The following is a 15,668-nucleotide window of genomic DNA, read 5'->3' as shown; positions in this document are numbered from 1 at the left end:
ATACGGCATCTCAATTATTTCAGTTATAACGTACAAGTTAATCATATCTGGTTCAACAGGTCATCATTTCAGATTATTAAAACATAAAGGAGTTTACCCACAATGAGATATCAAGGACTTTTGCAAACGTACAGAGAACACCTTCCAGTTAATGAAAATACACCCTTTCTTACGCTTCAGGAAGGAAATACACCGTTGATTCATGCAGAGAATCTGTCTGAGGAACTCGGTTTGAATGTTTATTTCAAGTATGAAGGTTTGAACCCTACGGGATCTTTCAAAGACCGCGGTATGGTTATGGCAGTTGCCAAAGCTATGGAAGAGGGCAGCCGTACGATTATGTGTGCATCCACAGGTAATACGTCAGCAGCTGCTGCGGCCTACGCCGCACGTGGTGGCCTCAATTGTATCGTACTGATCCCGAATAACAACATTGCACTGGGTAAACTGGCCCAAGCCATGATCTATGGAGCTAAGGTGATTGCGATCAATGGTAACTTTGACCGTGCACTGGAGATTGTGCGTGAGATCACAGCCAAACATCCGATCACGCTTGTAAACTCTGTGAATCCGTTCCGGATTGAAGGACAGAAGACAGCAGCGTTTGAAGTCATTGAACAACTTGGCGAAGCGCCTGACGTTCTGGCTATTCCAGTCGGTAATGCGGGTAATATCTCGGCTTATTGGAAAGGTTTCAAAGAATATAAAGAGGCAGGTAAGTCCAGCACACTTCCACGTATGGTTGGTTTCGAAGCAGAAGGTGCGATGGCCATTGTCAAAGGTGAGCCGATCCTTGAACCTGAAACAGTAGCAACAGCGATTCGAATCGGTAATCCAGCGAGCTGGAAAACGGCAGTAGCTGCAGCTGAGGAATCTGGTGGACAGATCAACTATGTAACGGATGAACAAATCCTGACAGCGTACCGTACACTTGCTTCTCGGGAAGGGATTTTTGCTGAACCTGCTTCTGCGGCTTCCCTTGCCGGTGTATACAAACTGAAGAGTGAAGGGTACTTTAAAGGCGGAGAGACTGTCGTTTGTGTACTGACAGGTAATGGCCTGAAAGATCCTAATATTGCGATCAAAACAGTAGCGACTGAGCCACTTGTTGTTGAAGATACGGAAGAAGCAGTAATGGCGGCTATTGCACAACTGGAGCAGCAATCTGTATGAGTTTGCGTGAAAAGGTAACTGTAAAAATACCTGCAAGCACAGCCAATCTCGGTCCGGGGTTTGATACCCTGGGCATGGCATTGTCTTTGTATGCCTGGTTGGAAATGAAACCTGCCGAACAGACGTCATTTCATCTTTACGGCAATCATTTGACAGGTCTGCCAACAGATAAATCGAATTTGATTTACGAAGTTGCACAGATGGTATTCAATGAAGCTGGGGTATCCATCCCTGAATTGGAGATTTCCATGTATTCCGATATTCCGCTTACGCGGGGACTCGGGAGCAGTGCATCAGCCATCGTTGGTGCACTGGCAGCAGCGAATGCATTAATTGGTGCTCCTTTATCCGATGCGAAGCTTCTGGATATGGCCACATCCCTCGAGAAGCATCCTGATAATGTGGGAGCATCTCTGTATGGCGGTATTATTACGGCTGCATGGAATGGTCAACAGGTAGATCATATACGTATTGAACCACACCAGGATCTGCAGGCGTTGGTTATTATACCTGAATTCCAGCTGTCTACTTCAAAAGCAAGGAATGTAATTCCAGAGCAATTTGGCATGTCTGATGTGGTGCATAACATTAGCAGATCTTCACTGCTCGTTGCCGCTTTGGCGAGTGGACGACTGGATATGATTCAGAAGGCGATGTCAGATCGAATTCACCAACCATATCGGGCATCATTGGTGCCAGGCATGGCTGAGATATTGGAACATGCTGTTGATCATGGAGCGTTGGGAGCTGCCCTGAGCGGAGCTGGCCCGACCGTATTGACTTTGGTAGATCGTCATGACACCCGGAAAGCGGGATTGGAACAATATTTGCTGGACACTATGGAGCGGGAGGGCATATCTGCTTCTGCACTGTGGCTCGATCCGGATTTGGACGGTGTAACCGTGCTGCCTGATCAAGACGAACGTCCTTTTCTGGACAGAATCAAAGGGGAAGTTAATGCATGAAACGAATTGCAGTATTACCTGAAGGCTCAGTCTCTCATGAGGCAATTGATTTCCTTTTCAACGGAGAACCATTAGATTTGCTTCATTCCAAGTTGATTTCGGATGTGTTTAGAGCAACGGATAGCGGGAATGCACAATACAGTGTCATTCCGATCGAAAATACCATTGAGGGTTCCGTTAGTCTCCATATGGACTGGCTTGTGAATGAAGTAGACATTCCGATGCAAGCAGAGTGGGTATACCCATCCATCCAGAATGTTATCGGACATGGCTCGGAATTTAAGACAGAGAGTGGCGAGTATGATTTCGGTAGAATTACCAAGATCATGTCCCATCCAGTGGCTATTCCACAGTGTCAGAATTTTATTCGGCTACATTCGCCTGGGGCCGACCTTGAAGGTGTGAACAGTACAGCCGAAGCTGTAGAAATTGTGAAAAAAAATCCAGGTAAGGGCTGGGTGGCGATCGGTACAAAGCTTGCTGCTCAGAAGCATGGCTTGGACATTATGGCTGAACGGGTTACAGATCATGACAACAACTACACCCGTTTTGTGCTTATAGGCCATGAACCTGTGAACATTCCACGTGAACCGGATCATGTAAAAACCAGCTTGCTGGTGACGTTGCCAGAAGATGCACCGGGTGCGTTGCATCAGGTATTGTCAGCTTTTGCATGGCGGAAGCTGAACTTGACCCGTCTCGAATCTCGTCCAACGAAGAAACGATTGGGCAGTTACTATTTTTACATTGATGTTGTGGAAACGGTCGATTCGGTATTGCTTACCGCAGCCATGGAAGAGATTGAAGCATTGAATTGTCAGGTGCGCGTTCTGGGTAGCTATCCTTGTTACACATATCCTTCGAGATAATTGACCTGATGGTGTTTGGGAATGTTAGAAGGTTGTCATAAGTCGGGGTAGAATGAGCGAGTAATGGCTTGTCATTTGGTGTACAATGGACGGGTTAATAACGTTTCGGAGTACAGGGAATGGATATTTTATGGAGGTGCAGTCATCAGTGGCAGAACAATGGATCTATTTGGATGGTCAGTATGTGACCAAGGAGAACGCAACCGTTTCGGTATATGATCATGGATTTTTGTATGGAGACGGGATTTTCGAAGGTATTCGGATCTATAATGGAAATATTTTCAGATGTAAGGCCCACTTGGATCGTTTGTATGATTCGGCAAAATCCATTAGTTTGAACATTCCGCTGTCCATTGATGAGATGCTGGAAGTCATGGCTGAAACGGTGCGCCGCAATGATATGCGTAATGGTTATATTCGTCTTATTGTATCGCGTGGCCCTGGTAATCTGGGGTTGGACCCGTTACGTTGCCCTAAGGCATCTGTAATCATCATCGTGGAACAATTGGCGATCTATCCGGAGGAAGCTTATCTAACTGGCTTGAAAGCAGTTTCTGTATCCCAACGCCGGAACATTCCGGACGCCTTGAATCCAAAAATTAAATCATTGAACTATCTGAATAACATCCTGGTTAAAATCCAGTCTAACTATTCAGGTGCTGGTGAAGCAATTATGCTGAACTCCCAAGGTTACGTTACTGAGGGTTCAAGTGATAACATCTTCATCATCAAAAATGGTGTAGTGTACACGCCCCCTTGTTATCTCGGAGCACTTGAAGGGATTACACGTCAAGCGATTATCGATCTATGTGGCGAACTGGAGCTTGAATTAAAAGAAGTACCATTCACCTTGCATGATGTATATATCGCAGACGAAGTCTTTTTCACCGGGACAGCTGCAGAAGTTATCGCTGCATATGAAGTGGATGGAAGAACAATTGGCACGGGGGTAGCAGGTCCGGTAACGCTGAGATTGCTGGAAGCATTCCGTCAGATTGTTGACAAAGATGGATATAAAGTGTGGGAATCTTAAGTTAGAATTGCATAACATAGGGAACAGGAATCCTCCTTGTCCGATAAAATTCTGCATACCTGGTGTATGGGGATTTTAGAGACAGGAGGATTTTTTTTGTTTAGTTGATGTCATTAGCCCGGTTTCTGCATAGGATGTAGTAACGGTATGGGCGAATGTACTGCCCAAGTATGACGTCTAGGAGGTTAGTTCCCTGTGAAAATACACATGGTGAAAAAAGGCGACACATTATATCTGCTGTCCCAAAAATACAATGTAGCGCTGGACAAATTGATCGCGGCTAATCCGCAAATCACAAATCCCGACAAGTTGGATATTGGCATGAAGGTCAAAATCCCTGCTGAGCCAGTAACACCGAAACCGGAGGGTGTGCTCCACAGTCACAAGGTGCAGCAAGGAGATTCGTTATGGAAGTTGGCACAAGCCTGGGGAGTTCCTTTGAAAGATATGGTCAATGCCAATCCACAGTTGAAAAACCCGAACGCTCTGTTGGTGGGGGAGACAGTTTATATTCCATCTATGCACGCACAAGGAAACAGCACATCTAATTCGGGTGCCAGCAATATTGCTGCTCATGAAAAGTTGTCACCTGAAGGTAAGGAATACACGGGAGTCAAAGAACCGGAACCACCGGCGCCAGTTATGCCAACTCCTCCTGCTCCAGTAGCAGAGGTTCCTGTTCCGGTCCCTGCTCCACCACCAGCCAATACGGAGAAGCCGAATGTGAAGCCTGAACTGGAGGTACTGCCGCAGTTACCAGAGCTTCCTGAAGTGAAACCCGAAAAGGAAACGCACAAAAAAGAAGAGGTTAAACCCGAAGTTGAGGTAAAACCGGTAGCAGAATCCAAGAAATACACAATGCCTAATCTATCGCCTGAAATTATGCCTTTGCCTGTAATGCCTAATACAAAGTCTCCAACTGAGGTTGCACCAGCAACGAAAAAGCCTTGTGGTTGTGGTAATAAGTTGCATCATGCGCCAGCCGAGCACCCTTATGTTCAAATCCCGGTTCCTGTACAAGAGGTGTATGGTGCTCAGCAAGACATGTACACGGCAGGAGCGAGTAACAATGCGGGGTTTCCAGGGATTCCGGAAGTTAGTCCTTATAGTGGCAGTGATCTGCCTAACAGTCCGTGGACTGGCGCGGAGCAGGGTTATAACCACAATAACGTTTTGCCGAATCTGTCCGCAGACATGCAAAACAACTCATTTCCGATTGCACCAGCTGGCGAAGTGAATAGTCCATTCCCAACGTATGTAGCACCTAGTCATATGAATCATCAGCCGCCTTTCATGTCTCCATACTCAATGCTTCCGTACCCTCCATGCGGATGTGGCTCACATACACATATGCCGCAGTATACTTATCCTTCTCATGGTTATCAGGATCCGGCATGGAATATGTACGGTCCTTCGTACGGTATGCCGCCTGAAATGTCCACATCAACGATGCCAAACCAGCCTATTGAGTATGCTTATCAGAATCCGTATCCTACTCAGAGCATGGTTCCGCCGTCCCCTCTTGGAGCATTTGGTGAAATGTACCCTCCTCAAGGGCAAGGCAAGGGTGGTAAAAAAGGGGGGCGTGAAGACGCTAACTTAAGTCAGGTAGCAATTGAAGAGGTTGGATCAGATTCGGAAGGGAAGTCCAAGCAAGCAGGGAATAAACCGACAGCTGCAAAACGCAGAACAAGCAAGGCTCCTCTGAAGAATAAATCCAAGGTATCCGTGTCCGGGAAAACATCCAGAGAGGGTGCAGCTCCTTCCAACCAACGAAAATCTGATAAAAAGCGTCGTAATCCTTGGATACAAAACTAACCTTGGGATTGCGATTGAACAATAAGTGAGGTAGCTGTTATATAAGTGGGAAGCCAGCTCTGTAATAGAGAGCTGGCTTCCCGCTTACCTGAGTGAACATTGAGGTGCGCATAACGGAGATTTAGTTGCCCAGGAAATGATAGAAAGCATTTTATTAAGAATTTATTGTAAACCCTTTCATAAATGTGTTAAAATATTTGTACCCTATTAGCATGACCTAATATGGAAGGACAAGATAGGGTACGGATATGATAGCTTTGGCTAATGTAAAACTACTAAAGAAAAGAAATAAAAAAAACTGTTGCATTACATTCAGCCGTATGATATATTATTTAAGTCGCCGCTGAAACACAGTGCTGACACGGGAAACACAAGAGATAATGAAATAAGTTTGATCTTTGAAAACTGAACAACGAGTGAGTAAACATTCTGCTTGCAGAATGAACGCGAAAGTTTGAAACAAGCCTTGGCTTGGATCGACTGGAGCACAAATGAGATTTTTAATCTCGTCAGATTCAAAATGAGCTTATCGCTCTTTTCAATACTTTATTGGAGAGTTTGATCCTGGCTCAGGACGAACGCTGGCGGCATGCCTAATACATGCAAGTCGAGCGGAGTTGATAGGAAGCTTGCTTCCTTGATACTTAGCGGCGGACGGGTGAGTAACACGTAGGCAACCTGCCCTCAAGTTTGGGACAACTACCGGAAACGGTAGCTAATACCGAATAATTGTTTTCTTCGCCTGAAGGAAACTGGAAAGACGGAGCAATCTGTCACTTGGGGATGGGCCTGCGGCGCATTAGCTAGTTGGTGAGGTAACGGCTCACCAAGGCGACGATGCGTAGCCGACCTGAGAGGGTGATCGGCCACACTGGGACTGAGACACGGCCCAGACTCCTACGGGAGGCAGCAGTAGGGAATCTTCCGCAATGGGCGAAAGCCTGACGGAGCAATGCCGCGTGAGTGATGAAGGTTTTCGGATCGTAAAGCTCTGTTGCCAGGGAAGAACGCTTGGGAGAGTAACTGCTCTCAAGGTGACGGTACCTGAGAAGAAAGCCCCGGCTAACTACGTGCCAGCAGCCGCGGTAATACGTAGGGGGCAAGCGTTGTCCGGAATTATTGGGCGTAAAGCGCGCGCAGGCGGTCATTTAAGTCTGGTGTTTAATCCCGGGGCTCAACCCCGGATCGCACTGGAAACTGGGTGACTTGAGTGCAGAAGAGGAGAGTGGAATTCCACGTGTAGCGGTGAAATGCGTAGATATGTGGAGGAACACCAGTGGCGAAGGCGACTCTCTGGGCTGTAACTGACGCTGAGGCGCGAAAGCGTGGGGAGCAAACAGGATTAGATACCCTGGTAGTCCACGCCGTAAACGATGAGTGCTAGGTGTTAGGGGTTTCGATACCCTTGGTGCCGAAGTTAACACATTAAGCACTCCGCCTGGGGAGTACGGTCGCAAGACTGAAACTCAAAGGAATTGACGGGGACCCGCACAAGCAGTGGAGTATGTGGTTTAATTCGAAGCAACGCGAAGAACCTTACCAGGTCTTGACATCCCTCTGATCGATGCAGAGATGTATCTTTCCTTCGGGACAGAGGAGACAGGTGGTGCATGGTTGTCGTCAGCTCGTGTCGTGAGATGTTGGGTTAAGTCCCGCAACGAGCGCAACCCTTATATTTAGTTGCCAGCATTTCGGATGGGCACTCTAGATAGACTGCCGGTGACAAACCGGAGGAAGGTGGGGATGACGTCAAATCATCATGCCCCTTATGACCTGGGCTACACACGTACTACAATGGCCGGTACAACGGGCTGCGAAATCGCGAGATGGAGCCAATCCCAACAAAGCCGGTCTCAGTTCGGATTGCAGGCTGCAACTCGCCTGCATGAAGTCGGAATTGCTAGTAATCGCGGATCAGCATGCCGCGGTGAATACGTTCCCGGGTCTTGTACACACCGCCCGTCACACCACGAGAGTTTATAACACCCGAAGTCGGTGGGGTAACCGCAAGGAGCCAGCCGCCGAAGGTGGGATAGATGATTGGGGTGAAGTCGTAACAAGGTAGCCGTATCGGAAGGTGCGGCTGGATCACCTCCTTTCTATGGAGAATCGTTTCCCGAGTGGAAACATTCAAATATGCAGCTTAGCTGCAAAACACTCACTCGTTGCTCAGTTTTGAGAGCTCAAACTCTCAAAACAGCTTGCTTTTGCATGGAGCTTGTTCTTTGAAAACTAGATATCGAAACGAAACAAACGCGAATTAGAACATTCCTTTTTAGCTGAACTTGTGTTAAACAAGTTTCAATAAAAACGGTAGATTGCTGGAGCGAGTGATCGAAATGGAGTGACTTTTGGCTTTGGACGTAGTCCAAAACAAGGGAAGCGACAGCTCGAACACGAGCGCAATGGTTAAGCTACTAAGAGCACACGGAGGATGCCTAGGCGCTAGGAGCCGATGAAGGACGTGGCGAACAACGAAACTGCCTCGGGGAGCTGTAAGCAAGCTTTGATCCGGGGGTGTCCGAATGGGGAAACCCAGCTGGGGTAATTTCCAGTTACTCACAACTGAATACATAGGTTGTGTAGAGGCATACCAGGGGAACTGAAACATCTAAGTACCCTGAGGAAGAGAAAACAATAGTGATTCCGTCAGTAGCGGCGAGCGAACGCGGAGAAGCCCAAACCAGAGAGCTTGCTCTTTGGGGTTGTGGGACGTCTCACATGGAGTTACAAAGGAACCGGTTAAGCGAAGAGGTCTGGAAAGGCCCGCCAAAGAAGGTAAAAGCCCTGTAGTTGAAAGTCTGTTCCCTCCGAGACGGATCCCGAGTAGTGCGGGGCACGTGAAACCCCGTATGAATCCGGCAGGACCATCTGCCAAGGCTAAATACTTCCTAGCGACCGATAGTGAAGCAGTACCGTGAGGGAAAGGTGAAAAGCACCCCGGAAGGGGAGTGAAATAGAACCTGAAACCGTGTGCTTACAAAAAGTCAGAGCCCGTTTTAGGGGTGATGGCGTGCCTTTTGTAGAATGAACCGGCGAGTTACGTTCCCGTGCAAGGTTAAGGTGAAGAGCCGGAGCCGCAGCGAAAGCGAGTCTGAATAGGGCGACATAGTACGTGGACGTAGACCCGAAACCGGGTGATCTACCCCTGTCCAGGGTGAAGGTGCGGTAACACGCACTGGAGGCCCGAACCCACGCATGTTGAAAAATGCGGGGATGAGGTGGGGGTAGCGGAGAAATTCCAATCGAACTCGGAGATAGCTGGTTCTCCCCGAAATAGCTTTAGGGCTAGCCTCGGAAAACAGAGTCGTGGAGGTAGAGCACTGATTGGGTGCGGGGCCCGCAAGGGTTACCAAGCTCAGTCAAACTCCGAATGCCATAGACTTACTTCCGGGAGTCAGACAGTGAGTGCTAAGATCCATTGTCAAAAGGGAAACAGCCCAGACCATCAGCTAAGGTCCCCAAGTGTGTGTTAAGTGGGAAAGGATGTGGAGTTGCACAGACAACCAGGATGTTGGCTTAGAAGCAGCCACCATTGAAAGAGTGCGTAATAGCTCACTGGTCGAGTGACTCTGCGCCGAAAATGTAACGGGGCTAAACACACCACCGAAGCTATGGCTTGATGCTTTGCATCAGGGGTAGGGGAGCGTTGTATAAGGGTTGAAGGTGTACCGTAAGGAGCGCTGGACATTATACAAGTGAGAATGCCGGTATGAGTAACGAAAAGATCAGTGAGAATCTGATCCGCCGAAAGCCTAAGGGTTCCTGAGGAAGGCTCGTCCGCTCAGGGTAAGTCGGGACCTAAGGCGAGGCCGAAAGGCGTAGTCGAAGGACAACAGGTCGAAATTCCTGTACCACCGTAAGCCGTTATGAGCAATGGGGGGACGCAGTAGGGTAGTGACGCGGACTGATGGATGTCCGTCTAAGCAGTAAGGCTGATGTGTAGGCAAATCCGCACATTGTAAGGCTGAGCTGTGATGGGGAGCGAAAATTATAGTAGCGAAGGTCATGATCTCACACTGCCAAGAAAAGCCTCTAGCCAGGTGATGGTGCCCGTACCGCAAACCGACACAGGTAGGCGAGAAGAGTATTCTAAGGCGCGCGGAAGAACTCTCGTTAAGGAACTCGGCAAAATGACCCCGTAACTTCGGGAGAAGGGGTGCCCCGGTAGTGTGAATAGCACGAGGGGGCCGCAGTGAAAAGGCCCAAGCGACTGTTTAGCAAAAACACAGGTCTGTGCGAAGCCGTAAGGCGAAGTATACGGGCTGACGCCTGCCCGGTGCTGGAAGGTTAAGGGGAGTGGTTAGGGAGTAATCCCGAAGCTGTGAACCGAAGCCCCAGTAAACGGCGGCCGTAACTATAACGGTCCTAAGGTAGCGAAATTCCTTGTCAGGTAAATTCTGACCCGCACGAATGGCGTAACGACTTGGGCGCTGTCTCAACGAGAGATCCGGTGAAATTTTAATACCTGTGAAGATGCAGGTTACCCGCGACAAGACGGAAAGACCCCATGGAGCTTTACTGCAGCTTGATATTGAATTTGGGTACGATCTGTACAGGATAGGTGGGAGCCTTTGAAGCATGAGCGCCAGCTTGTGTGGAGGCAACGTTGGGATACCACCCTGATCGTATCTAGGTTCTAACCTGGTACCGTAATCCGGTGCGGGGACAGTGTCAGGTGGGCAGTTTGACTGGGGCGGTCGCCTCCTAAAGAGTAACGGAGGCGCCCAAAGGTTCCCTCAGAATGGTTGGAAATCATTCGAAGAGTGCAAAGGCATAAGGGAGCTTGACTGCGAGACCTACAAGTCGAGCAGGGACGAAAGTCGGGCTTAGTGATCCGGTGGTACCGCATGGAAGGGCCATCGCTCAACGGATAAAAGCTACCCTGGGGATAACAGGCTTATCTCCCCCAAGAGTCCACATCGACGGGGAGGTTTGGCACCTCGATGTCGGCTCATCGCATCCTGGGGCTGAAGTAGGTCCCAAGGGTTGGGCTGTTCGCCCATTAAAGCGGTACGCGAGCTGGGTTCAGAACGTCGTGAGACAGTTCGGTCCCTATCTGTCGTGGGCGTAGGAAATTTGAGAGGAGCTGTCCTTAGTACGAGAGGACCGGGATGGACGTACCGCTGGTGTACCAGTTGTTCCGCCAGGAGCACCGCTGGGTAGCTATGTACGGACGGGATAAACGCTGAAAGCATCTAAGCGTGAAGCCCCCCTCAAGATGAGATTTCCCAGTATGTAAGACCCCTTGAAGACGACGAGGTAGATAGGCTGGGGGTGGAAGTGCAGCAATGCATGGAGCTGACCAGTACTAATCGGTCGAGGGCTTATCCAAATATGCAAGTGATAATTCGCATGTTTCGTTTCGAATCTAGTTTTCAGAGAACGATCTCTGAAATGTAAGCACAGCTATGCGTTTGGTGGCGATGGCGGAGGGGTTCCACACGTACCCATCCCGAACACGACCGTTAAGCCCTCTAGCGCCGATGGTACTTGGACCGCAGGGTCCTGGGAGAGTAGGACGCCGCCAAGCGAACTCTTTCATCATACATAGAAAACAGGCTCTGCATGTGGACGTTGTACGATGAATTGCATTTGCCCTGCAAATGCATATATTCCCTGATAGCTCAGTTGGTAGAGCACTCGACTGTTAATCGAGTTGTCACAGGTTCGAGCCCTGTTCGGGGAGCCATTAAGGCCCGTTGGTCAAGGGGTTAAGACACCTCCCTTTCACGGAGGTAACAGGGGTTCGAATCCCCTACGGGTCATATAAGTTGGAGGCTTAGCTCAGCTGGGAGAGCATCTGCCTTACAAGCAGAGGGTCGGGGGTTCGATCCCCTCAGCCTCCACCATATAAACTTTATAACGACGCGGGGTGGAGCAGCCCGGTAGCTCGTCGGGCTCATAACCCGAAGGCCGCAGGTTCAAATCCTGCCCCCGCAATTATACTTTCTTTTGAGAAAGTGATCTGGAACCGTGGTGTAGTTGGCCTAACATGCCTGCCTGTCACGCAGGAGATCGCGGGTTCGAATCCCGTCGGTTCCGCCATTTTTATATTTATTAATACCGTATGCGGAAGTGGCTCAGCGGTAGAGCATCGCCTTGCCAAGGCGAGGGTCGCGGGTTCGATTCCCGTCTTCCGCTCCAATATTTGCGCCCTTAGCTCAGCTGGATAGAGCGTTTGACTACGAATCAAAAGGCCGGGAGTTCGAATCTCTCAGGGCGCGCCATTATAACTTCAAATTTGCCGGCGTGGCGGAATGGCAGACGCGCTCGACTCAAAATCGAGTGGGAAACCGTGGAGGTTCGAGTCCTCTCGCCGGTATATATAACGGGATGTAGCTCAGCTTGGTAGAGCACCTGGTTTGGGACCAGGGGGTCGCATGTTCAAATCGTGTCATCCCGATCTCTAAAAACACTATCTATAATTAGATAGTGTTTTTTTATATTTATCTATATAAGATTCTATAAATGCAGGTTCCGGTATTCACTATGACAAGTTCTCTAACCTAACACATGTGTGTTCCTTCTTCAGCGATAAGTTAGTTGTGCATAAAGCCTCAGTCTTTAGGTCACAATAGGTTTAAAAAGTGATAGAAGGGGTTCATGTGAACACGTTTAACTTCAGAAAACAATTCAAGAGACGCTGGCGACGGTGGAAACGAACAGTATGGATGACGGCGGCTCTGCTTGCAGTTACGATATTGGCTTATAGCGGGTTGTCCATCTCATCGGCGATTGAGCGTTTGCTGACAACTAATTTTAGTGAGGCAACCAGTGTGATGGGGCCTGTTACGCAGGAAACAAGATCTGAACAGGAGATTCAGGCGTTAGTAGAGCAACTTGATTCTGATCCGGATCATTTGACAAGTGTGGTTTTGGAAACACAGTACATCTGCGGAGTGGAGACAGAGCAGTTAGGCAAGATGGCTAGACCGCAGTTGAAGATGCTCCTTGCTCAACATCCGGAATGGGATGCTACCGTCGGAACATCAGATGAGTTGCATTTGAAGCAACGTGTAGATGATCTTTCATCGCTTTGTAAACAGCAGGCTTATATCAGCATAGATGCTGTAGGGAACCTTAATTTGTACGAGGGTAAGCCGGCAAAAGAGAAGGTTATTCGTACGTTCTTTCAATTGGATGTTGGGACGTTGGAAAGTTCTTTGCCTGAAGGGGTGCTGGATCAATTGCAGCAGGGGATTCGGATTCAGGACAAGGATGAGTATGATAGCGTGATTTCTACGTTCAGTGACTACGCCGTGGATGAAGATCATCATTTAATCCGTAATGGCGGGTAATCCAAACGTCCTCACCTACAGTACTAAGATTGTGAAGTACTGAAACGATGGTGAAATGGTGGCAATAGCAATAACATTGATGGTTTAGGGAATCAAGCGTTACACCCAAATATATGTGGAATATGATGAAGGACATCGAAGAGATGTCCTTTTTGTCGTTTATACTGAAATAGTTGAAAATACGAATAAACATGTAAAAATTCCGCGAATAAAGACGAGTAATCAGTTAGACAAAGTTTTTCCTGCCGCAGGGTCCATCTTTTGTTATAATGAAATGAACGATACATATGTTCGCTTTTGTGAGGGAGAGATGGTTTTGCGTTTTTTGGGAATTGACCCGGGTATTGCGATTGTTGGTTTTGGTTTTGTGGATAAAATCGGCAGTAAGGTGGTACCCGTACAATATGGATGTATTCAGACGGAAGCTCATACCCCTGAAGAGGAGCGGTTGCTTCACGTATATGAAGGTATGGTGCAATTGATTGATAAATACAAACCTGACGCAGTAGCGCTAGAGAAACTTTTTTTCAACCGGAACGTTACAACAGCAATGTCTGTCAGTCAGGCGAGAGGCGTTATGGTACTCGCTGCCGCGCAGAAGGGTTTACCTATTGCAGAGTATACGCCAATGCAGATCAAGCAGGCTGTTGTGGGGTACGGTAAAGCGGAGAAGAAGCAAGTACAGGAGATGGTCAAAATGTTCTTGCGTCTTCAGGTCGTTCCTAAGCCGGATGACGTAGCGGATGCATTGGCTGTAGCCGTGTGCCACGCACACTCTTATACATTAAATTCCAAGTTGAATGAGGTATTGCGAAAATGATTGATTTTCTAAGAGGACAGTTCATTCATGTAGAGAATGATTATATTGTGCTGGATGTTCATGGTGTAGGGTATCGCGTATTCTGTCCGAATCCATTTGCGTTTGCCAAGCAAGAAGGCGAAATTACGGTGTACACTCACCATCATGTGCGTGAGGATGCGATGTTGCTGTTTGGATTTGTTACCCGGGATGAGCAGCGTTTGTTCCGTAAACTGATTGAAGTATCCGGTATCGGTCCAAAAGTAGCTCTGGGCATACTCGCTGGAGGTACACCAGAACATGTGGTTACGGCGATTTATCAGGAGAATCTTACGTTCTTGACCAAATTGCCAGGCATCGGCAAGAAGACTGCACAACGCATGATTCTGGATCTCAAGGATAAGCTGGATAGCTTTGGTGCGGCAGCGTATGCAACAGGTTTGTTCGCTCCTCCATCGGAAGAGTCGGGAAGTGGTTCAGCTTGGGATGAGGCACGTGAAGGTCTCAAGGCACTTGGGTATACTGACAGTGAGCTTGATAAAGTATGGCTCAAATTGAAAAAGGATGTTACTACAGCAGATTCCGTTGATGTGTTGATGAAAAAGGCGCTGCAAATGCTGTTTACGGGATAATACAAATTGCATATTATAATATAGCTGTAGCCTGCAAAAAAAGGTAGGGATGAACATGGATGATCGGATTATTTCCGCGAACCTGATGATGGAGGACCAAAATGTTGAGTTGAGTCTTCGTCCCCGGTATCTGAATGAATATATCGGGCAGAATCAGGTGAAGGAAAATTTAAAGATATATATTGAAGCTGCCAAATTCCGTAATGAGGCATTGGATCACGTTTTGTTATATGGCCCACCTGGACTGGGTAAAACAACACTTGCCAATATTATTGCCAACGAACTGGGCGTTAATTTACGAACTACGTCAGGCCCGGCTATTGAACGCCCGGGTGATCTTGCAGCATTGTTAACCAATCTGCAGGAAGGCGATGTCCTGTTTATTGATGAGATTCATCGTTTGCATCGTACAGTTGAAGAAGTCATGTACCCCGCTATGGAAGATTCCGCATTGGACATTATGATTGGTAAAGGTCCAAGTGCACGTTCCGTTCGGCTGGATCTGCCGCCATTCACTCTGATTGGGGCTACAACGCGTGCTGGCTTGCTGTCTGCTCCACTTCGAGACCGATTTGGTGTTATCAGTCGATTGGAATTCTACACAGTTGATGAGCTGGCTTATATCGTCTCACGCTCTACCGAAATTTTGGGTGTGGAAATTGTGGGGGATGCTGCGCAAGAGATTGCATTGCGCTCACGTGGGACACCGAGGATCGCGAACCGTTTGTTAAAACGAGTACGTGACTTTGCACAGGTGCGTGGTGACGGGATTATAACACAGACACTGGCGGAAGAAGCGTTGCAACGTCTCCAGATTGATCCGCGTGGCCTGGATGAGATTGATCATAAGATGCTCAAATCGATGATCAACAGCTTCCGGGGAGGACCGGTAGGGCTGGATACCATTGCTGCTACGATTGGTGAAGAGAGTCAGACGATCGAGGATGTTTATGAACCGTATCTGCTTCAGATTGGCATGATTCAGCGTACACCAAGGGGCAGGATCGTAACAGATCTAGCCTATCATCATTTGGGTCTACCTGTTCCACCAAGAGACGGGAAATAATCGAGCCTGGTG

General features: G+C 48.3%; 9 protein-coding genes, 9 tRNA genes and 3 rRNA genes. All 21 read left to right on the top strand.

Annotated features, from left to right (window positions below):
* Positions 1-102 precede the first annotated feature (102 nt).
* The 21 genes from thrC (at position 103) to ruvB (ending at position 15,656) form a co-directional block, all read left to right on the top strand.
* Entirely contained in the window at positions 103-1,173 is a 1,071-nt protein-coding gene (gene thrC, locus F0220_RS23865) for a threonine synthase (RefSeq protein WP_105601121.1), read from the top strand.
* Entirely contained in the window at positions 1,170-2,138 is a 969-nt protein-coding gene (gene thrB, locus F0220_RS23860) for a homoserine kinase (RefSeq protein WP_091011906.1), read from the top strand. The genes thrC and thrB overlap by 4 nt, the downstream gene beginning before the upstream one ends.
* A complete protein-coding gene (pheA, locus tag F0220_RS23855) occupies positions 2,135-3,007 on the top strand; it encodes a prephenate dehydratase (protein ID WP_105601119.1) in 873 nt (290 codons plus the stop codon). The genes thrB and pheA overlap by 4 nt, the downstream gene beginning before the upstream one ends.
* A 148-nt stretch (positions 3,008-3,155) precedes the next feature.
* Entirely contained in the window at positions 3,156-4,040 is an 885-nt protein-coding gene (ilvE, locus tag F0220_RS23850; RefSeq protein ID WP_017692630.1) for a branched-chain-amino-acid transaminase, read from the top strand.
* A gap of 195 nt (positions 4,041-4,235) precedes the next feature.
* Positions 4,236-5,858, top strand: a complete 1,623-nt coding sequence (locus F0220_RS23845; protein ID WP_105601118.1) for a LysM peptidoglycan-binding domain-containing protein — start codon at positions 4,236-4,238, stop codon at positions 5,856-5,858.
* A 546-nt stretch (positions 5,859-6,404) separates the two neighbouring features.
* A 16S ribosomal RNA gene (locus F0220_RS23840) occupies positions 6,405-7,957 on the top strand.
* A gap of 308 nt (positions 7,958-8,265) precedes the next feature.
* Positions 8,266-11,193, top strand: a 23S ribosomal RNA gene (locus tag F0220_RS23835).
* 81 nt (positions 11,194-11,274) lie between these two features.
* Positions 11,275-11,391 (top strand): 5S ribosomal RNA (rrf, locus tag F0220_RS23830).
* The 16S, 23S and 5S rRNA genes sit together here with 9 tRNA genes alongside, the layout of an rRNA operon.
* An 83-nt stretch (positions 11,392-11,474) precedes the next feature.
* Positions 11,475-11,550: transfer RNA gene (locus tag F0220_RS23825), tRNA-Asn, on the top strand.
* A gap of 4 nt (positions 11,551-11,554) precedes the next feature.
* Positions 11,555-11,626: transfer RNA gene (locus F0220_RS23820), tRNA-Glu, on the top strand.
* Positions 11,627-11,634: 8 nt separating this feature from the next.
* Positions 11,635-11,710 (top strand) — tRNA-Val (locus F0220_RS23815).
* A 17-nt stretch (positions 11,711-11,727) separates the two neighbouring features.
* A tRNA-Met gene (locus F0220_RS23810) sits at positions 11,728-11,801 on the top strand.
* A gap of 27 nt (positions 11,802-11,828) precedes the next feature.
* Positions 11,829-11,906 (top strand) — tRNA-Asp (locus F0220_RS23805).
* A gap of 24 nt (positions 11,907-11,930) precedes the next feature.
* Positions 11,931-12,005 (top strand) — tRNA-Gly (locus F0220_RS23800).
* A 6-nt stretch (positions 12,006-12,011) separates the two neighbouring features.
* Positions 12,012-12,088, top strand: a tRNA-Arg gene (locus tag F0220_RS23795).
* Between the two features lie 16 nt (positions 12,089-12,104).
* Positions 12,105-12,183 (top strand) — tRNA-Leu (locus F0220_RS23790).
* A gap of 7 nt (positions 12,184-12,190) precedes the next feature.
* Positions 12,191-12,264: transfer RNA gene (locus tag F0220_RS23785), tRNA-Pro, on the top strand.
* Between the two features lie 202 nt (positions 12,265-12,466).
* Complete coding sequence (locus tag F0220_RS23780) at positions 12,467-13,159, top strand: BofC C-terminal domain-containing protein (protein WP_149846775.1); 693 nt, start codon at positions 12,467-12,469, stop codon at positions 13,157-13,159.
* 316 nt (positions 13,160-13,475) lie between these two features.
* Positions 13,476-13,979 (top strand): crossover junction endodeoxyribonuclease RuvC, encoded by a 504-nt coding sequence (gene ruvC, locus F0220_RS23775; RefSeq protein ID WP_017686765.1) that lies wholly within the window; start codon positions 13,476-13,478, stop codon positions 13,977-13,979.
* The gene (gene ruvA, locus F0220_RS23770) at positions 13,976-14,590 is read left to right on the top strand and encodes a Holliday junction branch migration protein RuvA (RefSeq protein WP_036616866.1); all 615 of its coding nucleotides are present in this window, start codon (positions 13,976-13,978) and stop codon (positions 14,588-14,590) included. The genes ruvC and ruvA overlap by 4 nt, the downstream gene beginning before the upstream one ends.
* Before the next feature lie 55 nt (positions 14,591-14,645).
* A complete protein-coding gene (ruvB, locus tag F0220_RS23765; protein ID WP_091020485.1) occupies positions 14,646-15,656 on the top strand; it encodes a Holliday junction branch migration DNA helicase RuvB in 1,011 nt (336 codons plus the stop codon).
* The last annotated feature ends 12 nt before the right edge of the window (positions 15,657-15,668 follow it).

Source organism: Paenibacillus sp. 37 (assembly GCF_008386395.1).
Lineage (GTDB): Bacteria > Bacillota > Bacilli > Paenibacillales > Paenibacillaceae > Paenibacillus > Paenibacillus amylolyticus_B.
The sequence above is the reverse complement of the archived record's forward strand: the minus strand, read 5'-3'. Positions and strand labels throughout refer to the sequence as shown.